Origin of the sequence: Pseudoalteromonas sp. S2755 (genome assembly GCF_005886535.1) — a bacterium.
Classification (GTDB): domain Bacteria; phylum Pseudomonadota; class Gammaproteobacteria; order Enterobacterales; family Alteromonadaceae; genus Pseudoalteromonas.
The window spans coordinates 1-21,377 of record NZ_PNDS01000062.1 but is presented as its reverse complement, the minus strand read 5'-3'; the positions used below and the strand labels follow the sequence as shown (position 1 = coordinate 21,377).

General features: G+C 43.8%; 21 protein-coding genes and 1 riboswitch. Of the genes, 9 read left to right on the top strand and 12 right to left on the bottom strand.

Going from position 1 to position 21,377, the window contains the following annotated elements:
- Positions 1-282 precede the first annotated feature (282 nt).
- The gene (locus tag CWC03_RS11780; protein WP_138582094.1) at positions 283-1,185 is read right to left on the bottom strand and encodes a ketopantoate reductase family protein; all 903 of its coding nucleotides are present in this window, start codon (positions 1,183-1,185) and stop codon (positions 283-285) included.
- Positions 1,178-1,450, bottom strand: a complete 273-nt coding sequence (locus CWC03_RS11775; RefSeq protein ID WP_138582093.1) for a VanZ family protein — start codon at positions 1,448-1,450, stop codon at positions 1,178-1,180. Before CWC03_RS11775 ends, CWC03_RS11780 begins: the two co-directional genes overlap by 8 nt.
- Positions 1,451-1,680: 230 nt before the next feature.
- Here CWC03_RS11775 and CWC03_RS11770 point away from each other — a divergent pair, with 230 nt between their 5' ends.
- The 3 genes from CWC03_RS11770 to CWC03_RS11750 all read left to right on the top strand — a co-directional run bounded on the left by CWC03_RS11770 (position 1,681) and on the right by CWC03_RS11750 (position 5,798).
- Positions 1,681-2,163 (top strand): YajQ family cyclic di-GMP-binding protein, encoded by a 483-nt coding sequence (locus CWC03_RS11770; protein WP_138582092.1) that lies wholly within the window; start codon positions 1,681-1,683, stop codon positions 2,161-2,163.
- 86 nt (positions 2,164-2,249) lie between these two features.
- Positions 2,250-2,498: riboswitch (cobalamin riboswitch) on the top strand.
- 35 nt (positions 2,499-2,533) lie between these two features.
- Positions 2,534-4,396 (top strand): TonB-dependent receptor domain-containing protein, encoded by a 1,863-nt coding sequence (locus CWC03_RS11765; protein WP_138582091.1) that lies wholly within the window; start codon positions 2,534-2,536, stop codon positions 4,394-4,396.
- A gap of 424 nt (positions 4,397-4,820) precedes the next feature.
- Entirely contained in the window at positions 4,821-5,798 is a 978-nt protein-coding gene (locus CWC03_RS11750) for a hypothetical protein (protein WP_010374234.1), read from the top strand.
- A 41-nt stretch (positions 5,799-5,839) separates the two neighbouring features.
- Here CWC03_RS11750 and msrA read toward each other — a convergent pair whose 3' ends face one another.
- The 3 genes from msrA to CWC03_RS11735 are packed head-to-tail and all read right to left on the bottom strand — an operon-like array spanning position 5,840 to position 10,530.
- Positions 5,840-6,373 carry a peptide-methionine (S)-S-oxide reductase MsrA gene (gene msrA / locus CWC03_RS11745; protein WP_138582089.1) on the bottom strand — a complete coding sequence of 178 codons (534 nt, stop codon included), beginning with the start codon at positions 6,371-6,373 and terminating at the stop codon, positions 5,840-5,842.
- Positions 6,373-9,471, bottom strand: coding sequence for an efflux RND transporter permease subunit (locus CWC03_RS11740; RefSeq protein ID WP_138582088.1), 3,099 nt, complete (start codon positions 9,469-9,471; stop codon positions 6,373-6,375). The genes msrA and CWC03_RS11740 overlap by 1 nt, the downstream gene beginning before the upstream one ends.
- 6 nt (positions 9,472-9,477) lie before the next feature.
- Positions 9,478-10,530: an efflux RND transporter periplasmic adaptor subunit gene (locus CWC03_RS11735; RefSeq protein ID WP_138582087.1), complete on the bottom strand. Its 1,053-nt coding sequence runs from the start codon at positions 10,528-10,530 to the stop codon at positions 9,478-9,480.
- Between the two features lie 213 nt (positions 10,531-10,743).
- Here CWC03_RS11735 and CWC03_RS11730 point away from each other — a divergent pair, with 213 nt between their 5' ends.
- The 5 genes from CWC03_RS11730 to CWC03_RS11710 all read left to right on the top strand — a co-directional run bounded on the left by CWC03_RS11730 (position 10,744) and on the right by CWC03_RS11710 (position 14,981).
- Positions 10,744-11,463, top strand: coding sequence for a DUF2982 domain-containing protein (locus CWC03_RS11730; protein ID WP_502705369.1), 720 nt, complete (start codon positions 10,744-10,746; stop codon positions 11,461-11,463).
- A 22-nt stretch (positions 11,464-11,485) separates the two neighbouring features.
- On the top strand, positions 11,486-11,818 hold the full coding sequence (locus CWC03_RS11725) for a hypothetical protein (protein ID WP_102057579.1): 333 nt from the start codon (positions 11,486-11,488) through the stop codon (positions 11,816-11,818).
- Positions 11,819-11,833: 15 nt separating this feature from the next.
- Positions 11,834-13,519 carry an Lcl C-terminal domain-containing protein gene (locus tag CWC03_RS11720; protein ID WP_138582085.1) on the top strand — a complete coding sequence of 562 codons (1,686 nt, stop codon included), beginning with the start codon at positions 11,834-11,836 and terminating at the stop codon, positions 13,517-13,519.
- A gap of 10 nt (positions 13,520-13,529) precedes the next feature.
- Positions 13,530-14,033, top strand: a complete 504-nt coding sequence (locus CWC03_RS11715; RefSeq protein ID WP_138582084.1) for an Lcl C-terminal domain-containing protein — start codon at positions 13,530-13,532, stop codon at positions 14,031-14,033.
- A 177-nt stretch (positions 14,034-14,210) separates the two neighbouring features.
- Positions 14,211-14,981 (top strand): YggN family protein, encoded by a 771-nt coding sequence (locus CWC03_RS11710; RefSeq protein WP_138582083.1) that lies wholly within the window; start codon positions 14,211-14,213, stop codon positions 14,979-14,981.
- Here the strand turns inward: CWC03_RS11710 and CWC03_RS11705 are convergent.
- The 7 genes from CWC03_RS11705 to CWC03_RS11675 all read right to left on the bottom strand — a co-directional run bounded on the left by CWC03_RS11705 (position 14,976) and on the right by CWC03_RS11675 (position 20,160).
- Positions 14,976-15,809: an amidohydrolase family protein gene (locus CWC03_RS11705; RefSeq protein ID WP_138582082.1), complete on the bottom strand. Its 834-nt coding sequence runs from the start codon at positions 15,807-15,809 to the stop codon at positions 14,976-14,978. The two genes, CWC03_RS11710 and CWC03_RS11705, sit on opposite strands and share 6 nt — an antisense overlap.
- 14 nt (positions 15,810-15,823) lie before the next feature.
- On the bottom strand, positions 15,824-16,552 hold the full coding sequence (locus CWC03_RS11700) for an SDR family NAD(P)-dependent oxidoreductase (RefSeq protein ID WP_138582096.1): 729 nt from the start codon (positions 16,550-16,552) through the stop codon (positions 15,824-15,826).
- Positions 16,553-16,554: 2 nt separating this feature from the next.
- Entirely contained in the window at positions 16,555-17,043 is a 489-nt protein-coding gene (locus CWC03_RS11695; RefSeq protein ID WP_138582081.1) for an FKBP-type peptidyl-prolyl cis-trans isomerase, read from the bottom strand.
- Between the two features lie 101 nt (positions 17,044-17,144).
- Positions 17,145-18,641, bottom strand: coding sequence for a transglycosylase SLT domain-containing protein (locus CWC03_RS11690; RefSeq protein ID WP_502705368.1), 1,497 nt, complete (start codon positions 18,639-18,641; stop codon positions 17,145-17,147).
- Between the two features lie 27 nt (positions 18,642-18,668).
- Positions 18,669-19,649 (bottom strand): hypothetical protein, encoded by a 981-nt coding sequence (locus CWC03_RS11685; protein ID WP_138582080.1) that lies wholly within the window; start codon positions 19,647-19,649, stop codon positions 18,669-18,671.
- A complete protein-coding gene (locus tag CWC03_RS11680; RefSeq protein ID WP_010607148.1) occupies positions 19,649-19,933 on the bottom strand; it encodes a cell division protein ZapA in 285 nt (94 codons plus the stop codon). The genes CWC03_RS11685 and CWC03_RS11680 overlap by 1 nt, the downstream gene beginning before the upstream one ends.
- Positions 19,933-20,160, bottom strand: coding sequence for a hypothetical protein (locus CWC03_RS11675; RefSeq protein ID WP_010374211.1), 228 nt, complete (start codon positions 20,158-20,160; stop codon positions 19,933-19,935). The genes CWC03_RS11680 and CWC03_RS11675 overlap by 1 nt, the downstream gene beginning before the upstream one ends.
- Positions 20,161-20,394: 234 nt before the next feature.
- On the opposite strand from CWC03_RS11675, the gene CWC03_RS11670 reads away from it, so the two are divergent.
- Entirely contained in the window at positions 20,395-21,237 is an 843-nt protein-coding gene (locus CWC03_RS11670; RefSeq protein WP_138582079.1) for a 23S rRNA (adenine(2030)-N(6))-methyltransferase RlmJ, read from the top strand.
- The last annotated feature ends 140 nt before the right edge of the window (positions 21,238-21,377 follow it).

The window sequence follows — 21,377 nt, the reverse complement described above, 5'->3', positions numbered from 1 at the left end:
AGGGTCGTGCTACCGCTAAGGTACCTATATCCATATAGGCAAGGCAAAAATTTTGCTATTTAGTTGTTCTAAATAAGAAATTTTTAACGAAGCTAATATGCTATTTCACCCTTCAAATTGATTAGATAATTAATTCAATTGGTATTAGCTGCTTGTGAGATCTTCTACGGCTTTAGCAGTTAAGCTGCTTGCAAGTATTGCAAAAACGCTCAACGAGCTGTATCCCTAATTCGCTGTGCAAATAGTTTTGTGGAAGGTGGTTTACCCGCTGAGAACTTACGCCTATTGTCGCGCTAGCTGCCAGCGCTTATTCACTTCCTCAAGTAACTGTTGATTAAACGGTACATTGATATTTTGCTTCGCTGCTAGCTCGCAAATATACCCGCACATGGCGTCAATTTCTGTGCGCCGATTATTCGCGAGATCTTGATTCATTGAAGAACGATTGTTAGCGGTTTGCGCCATTACGGTGTAAGCAAGCGAGACTAGCTCGCTAAGCGCTAAGGTTACGCCTGTACCTGCGGCCACAAGCTGTACTTCATTCATTAAATTAAGGATTTGAGTTGCGTATTTGGGCTGTCTTAGCTGGCCATTTGCGACTTGTTCCAATGCACTTAACGGGTTAATGGCAATATTAACCGCCAGCTTTTTCCAAAGTGTTGGCATGATGTCAAATGTAGTTTGGGCATTTTCAAATGCGCTAAACAGTTGCGAGAATACACTCTGGTAATGGCATTTGGCTGGTAAATTTAACGGCCCAAACCAAGTTGCGCCTTGTCCTGTATGATGCACAGTGTCTGCGACTTTATAGCCTGCGATGGATGTACTTAAGAAGTAGGCGGATTGTGTCGCATCAAGCGACGCTAACTCACAAGACCAATCTACCATACCATTATGACTCAGTATTAGCGTTGCATTTTTTGAAAGTGCAGGGCGAAGCGCTCGGAGTGCTTCGATGATTTGATATGCTTTAACGGGAATGATTAGCGTATCTATACTGCTGGCAGGGAGTTTTGCAAGTGTTTCGGTATGGCAAGGAATGGTTTGTTGAATACTTGATGTTTGATAGCGATAAGTCGCTGCGCGTTTGTTTCGAGTGATAAGCGTAATGTGATGAGATTGACTAAGGTGCTGGGCGAGCAGTAAGCCTATCGCCCCTTCACCTAAAATATGTATGTTAGCCATGTTTTCTGCTGCGCCAACTTGTCCAAATATAAAGTAGAACAAAATAACTGACTGCACCGGCTACATCAGCCAAAAAGTCAGCGGTAGATGCTTGACGGTAAGGCAGTGTATGCTGCATCCACTCAATTCCTGCTCCATATAAAGAAAGCAGAACTAAATGAAACCATACTTTGAACCTAAAAGCATGATGAGAAATAAATGCTAGCACAAAAAACACGCCAAAATGTGCCACTTTATCGATATTTGGCAACAACTTTGGAGACAAGCTAATTTCCTTTGCGAATAGCACTGTACATATAATCAAAGAGATAATCAAAAGAGCTTTATAAACGCGCCGTGTCACAATACATCCTACTTCTGTATGACTAAGCGAGCAGTATAACATCGAAAACTGTCCATTGGGTGAACATCCTAATATGCTGTTTAAAAACTTAAAGTAACTCAAATTAAGCATAAACTGCTATAATCGAGCCAAAATGACTTTAGGAGAGAAGCATGCCTTCATTTGATATTGTATCTGAAATTGATATGACAGAAGCAAAAAATACCGTAGACAACGCGGTTCGTGAACTTGACACGCGGTTTGATTTTCGTGGCGTAGATGCGTCAATTGAGCTAAACGGTGAAATGATCAACCTTAAAGCGGAAGCAGAACAACAAGTTATGCAATTATTCGATATGCTAGTGGGTAAAGCGGCGAAGCGCGGCCTTGATGTGGCAAGCTTCGAGTTAAAAGACATTGAGCGCTCTGGCAAATACGTATCGCGTAAGGTGGCGTTAAAGCAAGGCATCGACAAAGAGATGGCGAAAAAACTGGTTAAGCTTATTAAAGACTCAAAAGTTAAAGTCCAAGCGTCAATTCAAGGCGATACGGTGCGTGTAACGGGTAAAAAGCGTGACGATTTACAAGAAACGATGCAACTGGTTCGCTCCGGTGAGCTTGGTCAGCCATTTCAATTCAAAAACTTCCGCGACTAATTACGCTTAACTTCACTCCAAAAGTGCATAGATTGCACTTTTGGATTTCTAGACGTCCATTGACAATCATTCCGAAACCCAAGACAATAGCCTCGCATTTTCAAGGTGCTGTACACAACCTAGTATGGTTGCTAAGTGTATAGATAATCGGGAAACTGGTGCGAACACAAGGGAACATCTAATTACGTTAATCAATGATAAATTGAGTAAGGCCCTTTATTACACGTGATTAGCTTGGATCGGTTCTATGCCAGCGCTGCCCCCGCAACGGTAGAGTGAACTGCCAATCTGCAGATTTACTGAGCCCGGAGACCGGCCTTGGAACAGTCACTTTGTGTTCTTGTACGGTGGGTACAAGTTAGGGGAAACCATGTTAAATAAAACTGCTCTAAGCGCGGCGATAGCGACGGCGCTTTCTTTTTCAGCATTTGCTGATCAAAATATTGAACATATCACTGTTACAGCCAATAAATTTGAACAATCTCTAGAAAGCGCATTGTCCGCGATTACGGTTATAGATCGTGCTGAAATTGAAAAAAGCAATGTTCAAGATGTCGTATCGTTACTCGATAATGTCGCAGGTATTCAAGCGGTTAGAAACGGTGGCTTTGGCCAAAGCGTGAGTTTATTCCTACGCGGTAATGATGCTAAGCATACGCTAGTGTTAATCGATGGGGTTCGAGTGACGGATGCAAACTCCGGTGACAATTCGCTTACTAACTTACCACTTAATAGCATCGAAAGAATTGAGATTATTCGTGGTGCCAAAGCTGCGATTTATGGTTCAGATGCCATTGCTGGCGTGATTAATATTATTAGTCGTGAAGGGAATAATAATACTATCGCGCTTACGACTGGGAGTGACAATTACTCCAAGACCGAGGCGACGGTAAATTACAAAAAAGACAAGCTTAGTATTGCAGCTAATGCGGGTTATACTCATACCGATGGCTATGATGTGATTGAGAAAGACCCTGAAGCTGCAATCACAAAAAACCATGACCGTGATGGATATTATAACGGTAATGCCGGTTTAAATGTGCAGTATGGTGATGAAGAAAGTGGCATTTTTAGCTTACGCTCACAGTACAGTGAAGGTGAAGGGGAGTATGACTCTTTTGGTAGTGATGCTTACCGTTTCCATAACTACACCAATAAGCTGGCGTGGAAAAGACGTACTGATAAGTTTAGCCAAAGTGCGTCATACAGCTTAGGCAAGGAACAAAATGTTCAAATCGGTAATAGTGCTGACGATAATACTTATGTCACCAAACGCAGCCAATTTGAATATCAGTCGCAATATAGTTTAACTGAAGCTTTGATCTTCACAGGTAACTTTACCTTTCTAAATGAAGATGTTGGTGATTCTACCGCCTCTTTTTCAGAGCCTGAGCGTGATAACCTATCTTTAGCACTCGGTGGGTTTTACAACGATGAAAATTGGCTGGCAGAGGTTGTACTGAGAACGGATGATTATGATTTCCATGGTCGTGCAAACACTTACACGGTTGCTGTAGGCAAACAACTCATGGATGGCCTAAGTGTTAAGTTGAATCATGGTACTGCCTTTAGAGCACCTTCTTTATCACAGGCGTTTGTGATTGATAGTCCTTACTATTTACCTAACCCAAAGATTAAGCCGGAAGAAGCCACTAATAACGAAATTATTGTTACATGGAGCGGCGAGAACTTCCGTGTGGAAGCTGCGGTATACGATAACCGTATTACTGATAAAATCGTTTATCAGCAAAATGATAAATGGAAATATGTCCCTTACAATGTTCAGCGCGCTGACTTTGAAGGTGCTGATCTTTCTATCGAAATTGAAGACAACTTTGGTATCGAGCATACGGTAAATGCGAGCTATGTGAGTGCTAAAGACGCTGATACCGATAAGCAATTACAGCGCAGAGCGAGACGTACCTTAACTTATTCAGTCAGTAAAGAGTGGGAAAATGTTGACGCAACACTGACCTTAGTCCATAGAGGTAATCGCGACGATAAAGTATGGGGAGCTGAAGGTGCATATACAGTGACTTTACCGTCATATACGCTGTTTAACTTAGCTGCTAACTATACGTTTTTCGACGGATTCAAGTTAAATGGCCGAATTGAAAACCTAACCGATAAGCGTTATTTCAATGCCACAGCGGGCGAAGCAAAAGATGGCTCTTTACTGGGCTATAAGCCACTAGGTAGACAAGCCTACGTTGGTGTGAGCTACAGCTTCTAATGCGTTAACTGCTTTTCAATACCCAGAGTGATCCATCTGCGTAATGGATCACTTTTCTTATTTATCATTTAGGGCCTGTTGACCTTTGCTGTTTGATTTTTGTTCTTCTGAGTGTGTTTTGATCGCGACGCTCAACTTGCCGCCTAGTAATCTAGGCAAAAGTTGAGCAACAATGAACAAAGCGCACTCAGGTGAACCCAAAGGGCAGCGCTTGACTGGCATTTCTACTGTGTTATCACCTGACTTACATAGAATAACTATGCTACGCAGGCTCTGCCTTGTATAAATACCAGTCAAACTGCTGCAAAAACAAACTTGAAAGATCAACAGGCCCTAGTTGCATTACATTTGTAACTGGTGTTCTGCCTCATGCGTGGTTGATAATAGATTTGATTTGTATTATTACTACCTTAAGGAAAAGAACATGAAGTCACTATTATTTGGGTTACTTACGCTTGGCATTGTCACATCAGCACAAGCCTCACTACCTGAAAACCAGCTTGAACCTCAATTTTCAACACAATCAATGACGGGCGATTTCGCTTGGTTTAACGCGCCATCGCAAACCTGTAGTCGGATCCGAAGCATGATGTACTATCGTCACCCTGGCAACGATCACCTAACGCCTATATCTGTGCCTGTGATTTATACCGGTGGAGAGTGTTGGTCTACTGGCAGGACAACATCTAGCCAAGGTCCAAAGGAAATGTATACGCAGGTTTCAGATATCATTCATCAGCAATTTTCGAATGTGGAACATAACTACAAAGAGTTGACGACCGATATCGTCAACAATATTGCCGCGCAATCTAGTTCAAATAAAGTGAGCCATACGACTAGTCTCTACGGCACAATGCATATGAAAATCGCAGGTAGAGTCGATGCGCAAAATAAAGTCCCGGTGTTGATCGATGGCTTCGATTTGAAGTCTTACGCTAAGTTTCGTAAGAAGCAGCTTGGGATGAATATTTATATCCATGTCTATATTAATAACGAAAATGTCACCATTAAAGGTAAGTATGATGTACGTACCCAGCAACTTGAGTTAGATCCTTTAATTTCTAGCTTTAAGCCTGTGGTGACGACAAAAGTAGAGTTGCCGTGGATCCTCGATTTAATAGATACCTTGACTCCAGGGATTTTCGACAAGCTTTATACAGAATTTAGCCGTATTGTGATTGATGTGTTTGAATTCTTGGGTGTGGATATGAGCGAAGATATTCCGCAGGTCATTAAACACAACGCCCAGTTAATCAATTCAGGTGTTGTTCCGCTTAAAGGTTTAGATACCTTAAGACCAGGTGATACTGCTAATTTAGAAATGGAAGTAATGCGTGGGCATTTGCGGATTAAAGATGGCCGCACTAGTTTTTATGTATTTGCTATACCTATGTTGCCGTAAGTCGTAAGCCGAACGCAATCTATTGCGTTCGGCACACAAGTTTAGTGCTTTAAATTTGCCGCAAAATGGCTTTCAAACTTCGCAATTTTAGGGGCGATCATCACACTACAATAGCCTTGGTTTGGGTTTTCAGTGTAATAATCTTGATGATAGTGCTCAGCAGGATAAAATTCAGGCGCAGGGCTAACCTCAGTCACTATTTTTTCACTTAACTGGCTTTGAAGCTGCGCAATACAATCTTGAGTTTGTTGCTGTTGCTGCTGGTCATGATAAAACACCACACTGCGGTACTGAGTACCAATGTCGTTGCCTTGGCGATTCAACTGCGTTGGGTCATGCAGGGTAAAAAACATATTAAGCAAAGTATCAAAGCTGACAATATCGGCATCAAATTGCAGTTGGACTACCTCAGCATGGCCACTGTTTCCCCGACATATCATTTGATAGGTGGGATTATCTGTGTGGCCACCTGCGTAACCTGATTGCACTGACTCAACGCCATTGACGCGGCGAAATGCCGCATCAATACACCAAAAACAGCCACCACCAAAAGTTGCGGTTTGTAAATTTGCCATTATACCTCCTGCTCAGGATGTTGTTTCGACTGCTCCTCAAGACGTTTTGTCGTCTCTTCTGGAGATTGCGTCTTCTTAGCTAGTAAAGTATAGGCGGTTGGGATAACAAACAAGGTTAAAATGGTGGCAACACTGACACCAGCAAAAATCACGACACCGATCACCATGCGGCTTTCGAACCCTGGGCCCGTTGCAAAAACAAGTGGGATAGAGCTCATCACGGTCGTTAGCGAGGTCATGATAATAGGTCTTAATCGCTGCGCTGCAGCATCAACAATGGCTTGCTCGAAGGCAATACCTTTGTCACGCAATTGGTTAGCAAATTCCACGATTAAGATACCGTTTTTGGCGCTAAGGCCAATCAACATAACAATACCAATCTGGCTATAAATATTGAGCGTGCTGTCGGTGACAAATAATCCATACATCGCACCAACTAAACCCAGCGGTACGGTGAGCATGATAACCAGTGGATGGACAAAGCTTTCAAACTGTGCGGCTAATACTAGGAAAGTAACGGTGAGCGCCAGAATAAACACATAGGTCATCGCTGATGCACCTTCATAAAACAGCTGTGACTCGCCTTTATAGTCGATGGCGCCGTCGATATCATTCTCTTCGGCGGCAACTTTATTTAAAAAGTCGAGCGCTTGCTCCAGTGTATAGTCGCCAGCGAGGTTTGCCGTGATAGTGATAGCGCGCATACGGTTGTAGCGGTTTAATCGAGAAGCTGTGGCTTCTTCTTTTATGGTGATCAAACTGTCTAATGGCACGAGCTCATCGCTACGAGATTTCACATAAATATCAGAAATATTATCTGGGGCAGAGAAGTCGGCTTTGGTGCCTTTTAAGATCACATCGTATTCTTCACCGCGGTCAATAAAGGTGGTAACACGGCGTTGCCCTAGCATGGTTTCTAGCGTTTGCCCGATGGCACTTACCGACACGCCTAAGTCTGCGGCTTTGGTTTTATCAATGCTTATCAAAAACTGTGGGAAGGTTTCTTTGTAATCGTGATCGAGACGAACCAGTCCTTTGTTTTCTCGTGCGCGTTCTAGAATGCGATCGCGCCATGCAGCCAATTCGTCATAGTCGTTACCTTGTAGGACAAACTCAATGGGGCGTGAGTTACCGCCGCCGCCAATACCACGGCGCATAATAGCAAAGGCACGAATATCTGTAACGTCTTGCATTTTACCGCTGATCTCATCCATGACTTCCCAAGTAGAGCGTTTTCGCTCATCCCAGTCTGGCATGCCGATAATAGCAACACCGCCTTGACCACCCCAACCAGGCACCCGAATAAGCACGCGGCTAAGTTCCTCTGAGTCTACATAAGGAAGCAGTCGCTCTTCAATTTTCGCCATATTTTGCGAGTTGTTTTCGTAGCTTGTCCCTTCTGGGCCATTCATCATGACGAAGAAAGTACCACGGTCTTCTTTTGGTGTCAGTTCAGATGGGATCTGTTTAAATAGGCTATAGCTGGTAAAGCCCGCCAGTGCCAACATCACAATCAGGCTGTATTTACGCGATAAGTTGTCTTGTAAAACACGACGATAACCTTGCTCTAGTCGTCCAAATTGACGATCCATCCACTGACTAAAGCGGTTTTCTTTATTGCTAGGCTTTAGTACTTTGGAGCAAAGGGCTGGAGACAAGGTCAATGCGGTAATACTGGAAAACAGCACTGCGGCACTTACTGCAAAGGCAAACTCGGTAAATAGGGCACCAATACGACCATCCATAAAGACTAAGGGTATAAACACGGCAACCAAAACCAGCGTTGTTGCAATGATGGCAAAGCCTACTTCACGCGCACCACGATATGCTGCCAATAACTTGGGTTCGCCAAGCTCGATACGGCGGTAGATATTTTCAAGCATCACAATAGCGTCATCGACTACAAGGCCGATGGCAAGCACAAGTGCAAGCAGCGTCAGCAAGTTGATGGAATACCCCATGGCCAGCAAGAACATAAAGGTTGCAATTAAGGCTACCGGCACGGTAACTGCGGGGATAAGCGTAGCGCGGATATTGCCAAGGAAGATGTAGATAACGAGTACCACCAAAGCCATGGCAATCGCAAGTGTGCTATATACTTCAGCAATGGACTCACGGATAAAAATAGAAGAATCGTAGCTGTCTTCTATGGTCGTGCCTTGAGGCAGGTTGCGTTTTATTTTTTCAAGCTCTTTACGGGCGTTGTCGACAACTTCTAGCGTATTGGCTTTGGCTTGCTTTACAACGCCAAGGCCAATCATATTTTTACCATTACCACGGAAGGTACTTTCGTCGTCAGCGGCTTCAAGTATCACCTGTGCAACTTCACCAAGTCGCACTAAATATCCTTGTTCGCCGCGCTTAATCACTAGGTTGTCAAAGTCTTCTTGAGTTTTATAGCTTCTGGCAATACGAACAGAAAAGTCACGGTCAATAGATTCAATTTCACCAGCCGGTAATTCTACGTTCTCTCTGCGTAGCACTTGCTCAATATCACTACTGGTGATCCCACGGGCGGCCATCGCTTTTCGGTCTAGCCAAATCTTCATGGCGTATTGACGCTCACCGCCAATACGTACATTCGATACGCCATCAACAACCGCCAGACGATCAACGATAAAGCGCTGGGCATAGTCTGACAGCTGCAAGGTATCCATGGTTTCGCTGTTGAGTACAAACCAAGCAATAGGGCTTTCGTCGCTGTTTGATTTCGATACTTCAGGCGGCCTAACTTGCTCTGGTAATCTATCCAGCGCGCGTGAAACGCGCTCACGCACATCATTTGCAGCGGCGTCGATATCGCGATCGATATTAAATTCGATAGTGATATTGGAGCTGCCATTACGGCTACTAGAATTTATACTTTTGATCCCTTCGATCCCCGAAATTCGGTTTTCTAATACTTGGGTGATCTTGGTTTCTACTACTTCCGCTGATGCGCCTGTGTAGTTAGTGCTTACACTGACAATTGGGGTTTCAATATCTGGGTATTCTCGTAGCGGTAGCATAGAAAATGCTACTAAGCCAAATGTTAGCAACAATAAGTTAATGACGATCGCGAAGATCGGGCGTTTAACCGCCGTATCAGTTATTCTCACCTCGCTTTACCCCTTTACTTCAACTTTTGAGCCTGAGCGGATCTTCAAGGTGCCTTCCGTGATCACTTGTTGCCCCTCTGTAAGCCCTTCGTCGATAGCCACCCAGCCGCTAAAGCGAGTTTGCAGGTGCACCTCACGTTGTTGTGCTTTACCTTGGTCGTCAATGACAAATACAAAATGCTTATTTTGTCTTGGAATGATGCTTTTTTCTGGTACCAGAAGGGCTTGTAATCGAGCCAATTCCAGCCCCATGTGTAGCAGCATACCTGGGCGGAGTTTATGGTCTAGATTGGTGAAACTTGCTGTTACTCGTACCGAACGCGTTTGTTCATTAATACGCGGGTCAATATGGGAGACCTTACCGGTAAATAGTTGCTCTGGGTAAGCTTCGCTTTGTGCATTCACTTGCATACCAAGTTGTAGTTGCGCTAGGTATTTTTCTGGTACCTGAAAATCCACTTTGATGATGCTAATGTCATCGAGTGTGGTGATCACAGTATTGTTGTTTACGAAGCTACCGATAGAGATATTTCGAGTACCCAATAATCCATCGAATGGCGCATAAATGGTCATCTCGGTGAGTTTTGTTTTGGTGGCTTCCAATTGTGCCGTTAAGGTGTCAACCTTTGCTGATTGCGCTTCTAGTTGAGAGCGAGCCGCCGATTGAGTTTTTGCAAGGTCTTTAAGGCGGTTTAGTTGTCTGATTTCTTCTTTTAGCGTCACTTTCAGCGCCTCGATATCGAGCTTCTCTTCGGCATCACGCAACTGGACTAGCTTATCGCCTTTTTTTACGACATCTCCGTCATCGAAAAAGAGGGCTGCCACATAGTCGCTTTGAGCGCTACTCACGTTGATAGCTTGATTTGCTCTGGCGGAACCAATAGAGTGAACAGCAATAATACGTTCCTCTTTGGTTACGGTATGAGCTTGAACGGAGGTTACGGGTGCAGAGTTGCCACTCATTTTGCCTTCCGAGGCTGGTAAATATAAATAGCCGCTGATGACGACTAGCACTACAATGATAAAAGGAAACAGTGCTTTTCCTGATTGATGACGCATAAAAGTGACCCAGATTATAATTTGTCTCTAGTTTACAAAATTAAAGGCTAACAAAGTCGACGGCATATCCTGTAAATTTGTGCATTAAACGAAAATGTAATTCAATTTAAGTGTTTGTACCTAAATTAAATATTATGAAATACAATCATTCATGTAAACGATGCATCACAATACGCAAATTAGTCGCATGGGCGATCATCATGTACATCTTTTATGTCTGGTATACCTATGCTTGAAGCAAAACTACGTGCAACCGCTGACCGCAATGGCGTTGAATTTATGCTGGTTGGTGCAATTGGATTGGTTGTTATCATGCTTTTTGTCAACTTGCGTGGTACAGCTATTACTATTGTAGAAATATTTCTTGCCAGCGCCATGCTAGTGGCTATTTTTGTTGGCTTCCTTAAAAGTCAGCAACCATATTTTAGCTTATACTTTACAGAACAAGAGTTTAGGTATGTGCATAAATATGGAGCTTGGCCGCTATCCATTGTAAACTTCCACTCCAGCGGCATTCCCAAAGTTCAACAAGGTGTTGAAACACTTGAGTTAAATGCAGTTGGTATTAAACTTAATGATATTGATGCGTTTTTATTAAATTTAACACCGCGACTCGCGGGTAAATTATTGATCGAGCAGCGGCATATTTTTTTACAAGCTGTTAAAATGCATTGCGAAAATGGCAACTGCCCATCTGAATGGTTGATAGAAGAAACCGTTTTTCGCTCCAAGGCGGGAAAAGAATATACTGGTTTAATGGCAATGTTTGCAAACCGGATGGATAATTTAAAGACAGTGACGGGATATGATTTATTGCTCCCCGCGACTGCCTTAGACAGGGATATTTGGCAATTTTCAGTCATGTTAAACCGCTGGAAACTTAACCCTAAAGAGGTGGTAAAAGCATTGTTAAAAGAACAAACCACCTACTGAAGATGTAACAGGATACACCAATATGAGCTTAGAAACGGCCTATATTAAAAGCGGGCGTAATACCATTATTCACAAAGAGAAGAAGTTAGATCTTGTGATTGTAAATGGTGAAGCACACCCAAAAATCAAGGTGACTGCAAACGGTTTAGTGCCTTTTAAGGAAGAGCTGCCGAGAAATCGCAGAGAAGCCAAAGAGCGTTATTTAGAGGTTGTTCACGTTTCGAGTATTGATGTGTTTGGTGAAGTGAAACGGTTGTTGTTTATTCAGGCGTTAGACGGTCGAGAATACAAGGTAGATTATAGCAAAGTTGGCACTAAGTTGTTTGTGCGGATACATCAAGAAAGTTATCTATAGTTTATAAGGAATAATATGAATGCATTCAAGGGAAGTTGGGCTGTACTTGCGCTAGTATTAACAGGCTGTGGCGGAGGCTCTGGGAGTGATGAACCGAGCCAAGTCAGCGCATCGGTTAACGCTGGAGCTGATGTCCAAGTAACCGAAAAAACAGAAGTCACCTTGAATGCACAAGCATCACCTGCAGGTGGTACGTTTAACTGGCAAGTTATCTCTGGTGCAAACGTCAGTGAATTTCCAATTGCAGAGCAACAAGCCGTTTTTGTTGCACCGGATATCAAAGCCGATGTCAATTTACTTATTCAGGTTGATTATGTTGCGCCTGATGGCAGCCTTGCAAGCGACCAAGTGACGGTTGCTATCAAATCTAACAATCAATTACCTATACCAAGTATCAGCCAAAGTGCACCGGAAACATTACCCGCCAAATATAAAGATAATATTGTCCTCAGTGGCGCTGGCTCTTCCGATCCTGACGAAAATGGCCAAGTGGTTGCTTATCAATGGCAGCAAGTAAGTGGCCCTGCGACAATACAGCCTACAGGGTTAGATACGGCTACTGTGTCTTTTATACATCCCTTGTTGGCTGTCTCTCAGGCATCAATCTGGCAGTTGACGGTTACCGATGATGAAGGCGGACAAGCCAGTACCCAGTTTACCCTCGGACTACTTGCGAATTCGGATGTGGTAGTGGCTGATGCTGGGAGCGACCAGCAAGTGCAAGAGTTTGATGAGGTCACGCTTGATGGTTCAAACAGTGATACTGTATCTGGTCAGAAACAGTGTGTATGGCGGCAAGTGACGTCTGGCACTCAGATAGCGTTAAGTTCTGTTACAGGGTGTTCAACAACTTTTAATGCACCAGATCAAAATATTTTGTCGCAAGTGGAATTTGAGTTGACCGTTACTGACTCGCAAAACCGCTCTGCTACTGACACCGTGCGCATTGATATCGAGAAAAAGCCATTAGGTAAACTAAACGATAGTGGTCAAACTACGTGTTATAACAATACCGATGCGATCACCTGTAGTATGACGCAGTTTACGGCTCAAGATGCGCAGCGTGGGCGTGATAATTTCGCCACTCAAGTGGCGAAAGAAGGCAGTGGTCGAGCAGGTTTTGACTTTACTAAACTAAATCGCTTTGCGGATGAGCTGCCTGATGACGCTACGGACTTTGCTTGCGTTCGTGATAACGTCACAGGACTTATTTGGGAAGTAAAAGAAGCAAGTTCGGGTACATTACCAAATACTTCTTCTCGCAACGCACAAAATAGTTATACCTGGTATGTTGAGGTAGACGGAGCGGTTGCGGAGGGGAGTGTGCAGGCCGCAGCAAATACAACCTGTCCGCAGGATACTCATTGTGGTATTCAAGCTTTGATTGATGAAGTGAATAATCCTGCCGTTGGAGAGCAAAGTTACTGTGGTGGTAACAACTGGCGCTTACCAACTTATATGGAACTACTTGGACTACTAGATTACGGTAGTGCAAGTACTGCGGTGATAGATGAAGCGCTTTTCCCTAACTTACCTAGCACAACCACGCTTGGTCATCGCTATTACTGGACCTTGCAGTCGAGTTTAGATGGGACTGGTGGCACGCTGAGAAGAGCTTATGTTATCGACATGGATACGGGCAATGATTTTGCCGTAGAAAAGTCTAGCAGCGCATTTGTTAGGTTAGTAAGAAATCCCTAGGGAGCGTGGTATGAAAATTATTGCAACTACACTATTTACTTTGTCATTCACGGCTGTTTGCCAAGCGCAAACTTGCGTTGGTACCGGCTCCAATACCAGTCGCTATACGATAAACAGTAATGGTACTGTGCTCGATAGCCAAACTGGATTAATGTGGCAGCGCTGCAATTTTGGGCAAAGTTATAACGCTACTTCTCAAAGCTGTGAAGACAACGCTCAGCAACTGACTTGGCAGCAGGCGTTAGTAGTTGCCAACGAAGATCAGTTTGCAGGGTTTACCGACTGGCAAGTGCCTAACGTTAAAGAACTGGCCAGTATTGTGTATCACGAGTGCGTCACTCCAGCGATAAATATAACGATATTTCCAACGACCAAAAGTAATAATTACTGGTCTGCAACAACCCAAGCAGGGCAACCTCAGTTCGCTTGGGTGTATCAGTTTGCTGATGGTAAAAATAATCCAACCATTAAAACTGCGGATGCTTTTGTCAGGTTAGTAAGATACTATCAATAGCCCTTATCCGTGGTATTGCTATTGCCTTTGATGCTAACGGATATGGATCTCTAATATTGCCAGTCAGACATAGCTTGTTACTTTCATCCGTCTAAAATGGCTTTGGGATTGTTTGATCTTTTGGTACTCTCCTGAAGCACCCCTTTCCCGTCTTACGTTCTGCACACAGGAGGTCATATGAATCGATTACTCAGCGCGATAGCCTTGTCTTGTGCCGTATTGGCGTCTTCTGTACATGCAAAAAATAAGTGCGATGTTGAACTTGGGCATGGCCTTATCATCACTGACAACGAAATTCGTATCGTTGATGATGGTCAGACCCGGATCCAAATCAACAATGATAGTCAGCTTTTTATTTTAGGCCGCTGGATTGAGTTAGATCAGGAAGGTGAGAAAGTTGTGCGCGAATATTCTGTAGGAATACGAGATACCGTTCCTGAGCTGGTTAATCTGGCGACCGATGGTGTAAACCTCGGATTGAGTGCGATTGAGCAAGTAGTTGAGGGGATGTCCGACAAAGAACCTGAAGTGCTCAAAACGCAACTGCAATACGTTGAACGTGCGCTGATGGATAAGTTTAAGCGGGGGGATGATTTCTTTTTTATCGCACCACAATCACTTTCTAAAATTGATGATTTCTTTACTAAAGAGATCAGCCAAAAAATTCATTCTGCTGTTCATGGTTCGTTGGGCTCTATTTTAGTTTCCTTGGGAGATGCGTTTAAATCTCGCGAAGGGAATATCGAAGATCGCATCAACGATATGGGACAACGCATGGAGATTATTTCGAAAGAGATTGATAAATCGCTGCAGAAAAAAGCACATCAATTAGAAGAAAAGGCGGCAGAATATTGCGAGTGCTTAAACACTTTAGATCAAACGGAAGAAAAACTACAGCGCATTGTACCTGAGCTAGTTGCTTACGATCTTGTTCAGATCCGCTCATAATCCATAGCAACTTTTGGCATTGTCTCGGCTGAGTTTATGCCAAGTTGACGATATGCCTATCACGTCTAAATAATCCTGCCATATTTGCCAATAGCTTTTTTGCATAAGAGAAACCGGATAATTCGAACCTAGCATTAGGCTCTCTTCTCCCGCATGTGTGATTAAGTGAGTAAGCCACTGAGTGAGTGTCAGTGGGCTTGCTAACATCTCGTGGCCAGAGCACTTGATCATGACATTGTTAAGCGCTCCAATGCGCCTTAATATATCTGTACAAGGGCTGGTGGCGTCGATAAATCCCGCATGGTTAAATACGATTTTAAGGTCAGCTTCTTGCTCGGCAAGTCGTAATAAAAGGTCGACTTTTTCGCTTTGCTTAAATTCTAATTGCGCCTCAAAATGTAGTCCATGCTCGGCAAGATAGGTGAGATTTTCGTGCACGAAAGGTGCGGATAAACGTTGGCTATCACTGCCCTCGGTGATGTCTCTTATCGCCACGAGATGAGGGTGTGCTAAAGCCGTTATAGCAGCGCTAAATTGCTCAGGCGTAGCGTTAATGGGTGCGTAACCCACAGCTTTAAAAGGAAAGCTTCCTAGTTCTTGCTTTAACCAGTGTAACTCGTTGATGGGATTGTGATTATCAAAGCCAGCTTCCACATGGACTAAGGCTTCGAGTGTAAACTGTGCATGGTGGGGGAGACTTGTAAGGGTATGGTTCTGCCTTATTTTTTCCAGATTAGGCCAAGCGGGTGGGTTGTGCTTGAGCCAAGAATATTGTCCTAACGCTAAATCGAAAAAGTGTAGGTGGCTATCAATAATTCTCAGACTCATCACGCATTCCTTTTTTACTGTGCAGTATAACCGCCATCAATGCTTTGTAGGCTACCTGTAATAAAACTCGCATCCTCACTTAGCAAGAAAGCAACCAGTGCTGCAATCTCTTGCGGTTGCCCTAATCTACCCAATGGTTGCAACTGGGCTTCTTCTGCAACGATTTCTGCTTTATCAGCGCCGCTGCGCGCGCAGTAACTATCAATGGCATTGTGGAATAACGGAGTTTCAATTGTGCCTGGGCACACGGCATTCGCGCGAATGTTAAATTTGGCGTAATCCAATGCTGTGGTTTTCGCCATCGAAGCAAGCGCACATTTAGACAGGTTGTAAGCGAAAGAGTTAGGTTTACCAATAATCGCTTGATCCGACGACATCAATACGATGCTACCGTTACCTTGTGACTTCATGCTTGGTAATACGGCTTGAATGGCGGCATAAGCGCCTTTCACATTCAATGCAAAAAGGGCGTCGAGAGTGGCTTCGTCGGTATCTTCGATTGTTGCACTCAGATGTTTCCCCGCGTTTGAAACGAGCGCATCTATTTGCCCAGCCTCTGAAACTATATCTGCAATGGTTGCCTTTACATCGGCGACTTTACTGACGTCACAATGACGAAAGATCCCTTGTTTACTGGGTTGAATATCGAGGTTATAAACGGTGTATTGTTGCGATAGCAGCTTGTCGACAATGGCGGCGCCAATGCCAAAGCTGCCACCGGTAACGATGGCAACTTTGTTCATCATTAGTGTCCGCAGCCGCCAGCAGCGTGCACGTGACCATGTGAAATTTCTTCTGCAGTTGCTTCGCGTACAGAAAGGACCTCAACATCAAAAGTAAGTGTTTTGCCTGCAAATGGGTGGTTTAAGTCGCAATCTGCATTAAAGCGTCCTACTTTTACTACCTTAACCTGATGACGACCTTGGTTTGAATCGACAATAGCAGTCATGCCTGGCTTCCAAACCTTACTGTCACCAAGACCTTGAAGGTGCTTTATAGGAATACGTTGTACTAGACCCTCTTGATATTCGCCATAAGCTTGTTCTGGTGTTAAGGTTACCGTAAAGCTATCGCCAGCGACTTTACCTTCAAGTTCACTTTCGAGACCAGGTAGCATGCCTTCAGTACCGTGCAGGTAGTTTAGTGGCTCGCCTTCTTTGCTTGATTCGATTTGGCTGTCACCTTCGTGAAGTGTGTAGTGAAACTCTACCACTGTGTTCTTTGCAATGTGCATAAGTAAACCTTAAATAAATAGTGTTCGGTGACGCCATATAGCATCTACCTGTAAAGCGTGTAGTTTACGTGAGTGCGCTTCTTAGACGCAAGTCTATCCCTTTAATTTAGGCGCTCATCTTGCTTTGGCTTGCCATGGCGCAGTATGGATTGGATAGCTTCAATGCTAGAGATTGAGGAGCTAGCCGGTTGAGTCTTATTGCTTTTTGCCGAAGCAGGAGCTGGCAACAACACCATTAACACTTTGCCTGGTTTTAATAGGCTCTGCGCTGTGAGTGAATTCCAATTTAATAAATCTTTTACCGCGACCTTGTAGTGACGGCTGATAGTCCACAATGACTCGCCTTGTTTTATGGTGTGGTGATGTTCCACTTGTGGTATGGGCTTGGGTTTTATTTCTTGAATATAAGGGCTTACGTCATAGTCTACGAGTAAGTCCAACTGCTCATTACTCTCGGAAACTAATAGCTTTTCACCGACTCGGATTAAATTGGAAGTCTTATTGTTTAGCGCTTTTAATGCATTTACGCTCATCCCCGCATTTAATGCGATGCGGTAGAGTGTGTCGTTAGCTTTGACGGTGTAGCCTTGGCTGAAGTTTTCCCTGAAAAATGCACTTTTCAATAATGCTTGCTCGGATAATGGCAATAACACTTTGTGTGGACCGTTTGGCGAGCTTCTGTGTTTCAAGATCCCTTGATTGAGTGCATATAGTTGACGCTTTTTGATGCCACTGAGTTTAGCCAGTTGGTTGACGTCAAATTGCTGTCCAATATCAAGTATCGACGTAGTGGCCTTGTTGGGCAAACTTGGTATCTTAAAACCCTTGGGTGAGGTTTTTAGTAAGTGGCTGAGGGCTAAGAGTTTAGGCACGTAGTCCGCGGTTTCTTTTGGTAATGGTAAATGCCAAAAGTGGGTCGACTTTCCGGCTTTTCTATTTTTTGCGATGGCCTTTTTGACACGCCCTTCACCGCTATTGTAGGCCGCAAGCGCATGTAGCCAGTCGCCATCAAAGCGTTCATGTAAATACAGCAAATAATCAAGCGCGGCGTCAGTCGATGCTAACACATCCTGTCGACCGTCATACCATTCGTCTTTCTTGATGCCGAAATGGTAGGCAGTGGCATCCACTAGTTGCCAAACTCCCACCGCATTTTGTTGCGATTTGGCCTTTGGTCTAAAGTCACTTTCGACAAAAGGGAGTAATGCGATTTCAATCGGAAGACCTTTTCGCTCTACCTTTTTTACTACGTGATAAAAGTAGGGAGCGGCGCGCTTATTTACCACATTGAGATAATTAGGCTGTGATAAATACCATTTTATGCGCTTGTCAAGCCTTGGGTGAGGTGCAGTATTAAAACTAAGCTTTTGGCGTATGTGTTGCCATAGATCATCGTCTCTGAGGGGGGCTTTAACGGTGTTGACTTTAAGTGGCTTTGCTTTGACTAAAGCGGGAGGCGTGACCGGCTTTTCTGCGGGCACTTGAGTGAGAGCCGACAAAATGGCTTGCCTGCTCACCTGTGGACTGCTGCTGCTTTTACATCCAGCGAGCATAGCTAATAATATTAACCCACTCAGCTGTATTAATGCTCTGTTCATCCTTTAACTATACCGAGAGGTTAAGTTTTATTCAAAATTTCTTTGCTGCTGAAAGTGTTGCCACTGTAATAACGCGCGTTGCTGCATGTGTTTATTTGGATATAGAGTTCTCATTTTTTCAACCACTTGCTGAGTATCTTGTAACGCTAACAAAGCTAAAAATTGTGCAGGAGTGGTCAGCATTTCAGGGCGATAGGGCTTTCCCGTTGCTGGCAGTATCCAATCAAGTGCATAGCGATTAAAGCGAGTAAGAGTATGTTGCCACTGTATAGTATGCGGTAAATGCGCAAGTGGAATTTGATCCACGCTAAAACCTGCAATCAAGCCTTGATATTTTGGCAGATAAACACTGATATCATGACCGCTAAAGCCCGTGACTTGAGTAAGCTCAGCCACTACACCTCCTAGCTCCACAGTTTTAGGCGCGTTACCAATGGTTTTACTTGATGGCGCTTGTGTGGCGAGCTTGGACCAGGTTGCAATTCTACTTTTTGCTAGCGCAAGTTTGGTTTGCCACTTTGGCCGTTCACTTGGTTCAAGAGAGGCGATACGATTTTCACTGAGCATAACGCTTTGGTTAAAAAGCTCAAGCTGTGAGTGAAAGGCAGTCGTCAGTGAGGTAGCTGATATTGCCGTTGGGCTTAGCCATTGCACATTTGGATAAGCATGCTTGAGTAGCACAACGCTGGTGTCTTGTTTGATATCTGAATGCAAAGACACTAGGTAACAAAGAGGGACGGTGAGACGCTTTTTTAGTTCAATAATTAAGGCTTCAGTGGTGACAAGGTCGCCATGTATGGATGCCAGTAGCGCACACTGCTTGCCAATAACTAAAGCTTGATTGGGCTGTAAAGCGCTATCTTTTCCTTGGATAAAATAAACCGCGTCATTGACTTTATGGAACCGATTAGCATTGGCGGCGGTGCTTTTAAAACTTGCCGCCAATAGAATGATAGCCCAAATAAGAGAGATGCGACGTAAGATAGGTTTGCTCCAGTATGTCGGCATTATTCGCCTGCTGGCAGCACTAACTTGTCGATGAGCGTGGAAACGAACTCTGCGTCTTGCTGTTGCTTTGCTTCCAATGCTTGTAAATCATGACAAAGGTGTAAGGCTGCGAGTAATAACGCATTGTGATCATTGCGAACGGTTGAGCGTTTACGCATTTCTTCTACACGTCGGTCTAAAAGCGCTACGGCGTTATGCAGCGCTTCTTCTTGATCTGGTGCACATGCAAATTGATGTGACTTGCCAAGTAACGTCACTGTCACTTGGTTATTCTGCTCAGACATTAGCTAGCCTGTTGTGTTTGCAACTTATCAAGTAGGCCAGATAAAGATGAACTAAATTCTTTTTGCTTTTCTTCGCTTTCTAGCATTTCAAGCTGTAGGGTTTCATTTTCATCGATGAGTTTTTGATTTTGTTCTTTCAGTGCCGAAACTTCCGATTTTAACTGGTTATTTTGGCTCAAAAGTTGGTCAATCAACTGGTCGAGTTTTTGGAGATCTTGGTTATTCATTAATGCGCTCATGTGACTGTGATTTGTCATGCAAATGTAAAACAAAGCGGCTAAGGATGCTAGTGTTTACGCGACTTTCTGCTGATTTTTCTCAACTTTTAAGAGATAATGCCGATATTGGAATATTTTGTTCAGAAGTGATTCAGTCTAAAGTTAAAAATTGATGAATCATTGCCCAAATTTAGCTCAGGTTTATTTCACCTGTGTTGTTATTATTTTTATCAAGGCGGGGTTATGCTCAGTTATCGACATTCTTTTCATGCAGGAAACCCTGCCGATGTGATCAAACATTTAGTATTGGCAGAAGCTTTGTCATACATGGCTAAAAAAGATAAGCCGTATGATTACGTGGATACGCACTCTGGCGCTGGTTTTTTTGAGCTAGCGAGTAGTGATGCACAAAAAACTCAGGAGTATCTGCAAGGCATCGCTAAGCTGTGGAGTTATTCAGGAACCGTGTCGGCAATTAGCGATTATGTGGCACTAATCAAGTCTTTTAACGAAGGCGATAAATTAAGCCATTATCCCGGCTCTCCTAAGGTAGCGGAGCACTTCTTACGTCGTCAGGATAACGGCTGGTTTTTTGAGCTACATCCAAAAGATCTTGAGCTATTAAAGCAAAATACGGCACATAAAAAATCACTGCGCGTCACTGGGAATGATGGTTTTAAAGGGCTGTTAGGATTGGTGCCTCCAGCTTCACGCAGAGCCTGTGTGCTGATGGATCCTCCTTATGAGATCAAATCCGATTATGATGTTGCGGTCAAAAGTATCATAAAAGCGCACAAAAAGTTTGATTCCGGCGTGTATATGATCTGGTATCCCGTTGTTGACCGTGAACGCATTGATGCCATGGAATCGAGCCTGATTGAATCTGGAGTGCGTAATATTCAGGTGTTTGAACTTGCCACTCGCGCAGATACCCAAGAACGAGGCATGACGGCTTCTGGCATGATGGTGATCAATCCGCCTTGGACCTTAAAGAAAACCATGGATCAAGTGTTGCCTGAGCTGGTTTCGTTATTGGCTGAGGATGATGGTGCGTTTTATCGCAGCATTCAATTAGTAGAAGAATAGTAAAAATAAACTGCTAAGCTATCTAACCTGAGGTTTGGATAAGGAATGTTCCAACTCATTGTTTCTAAAGAACAGCTTAGTTTTTTCCTTTTCTAGCCAGAGAGTTTTAGGGAAAACAAGGCGAATTTACGCACCAATAG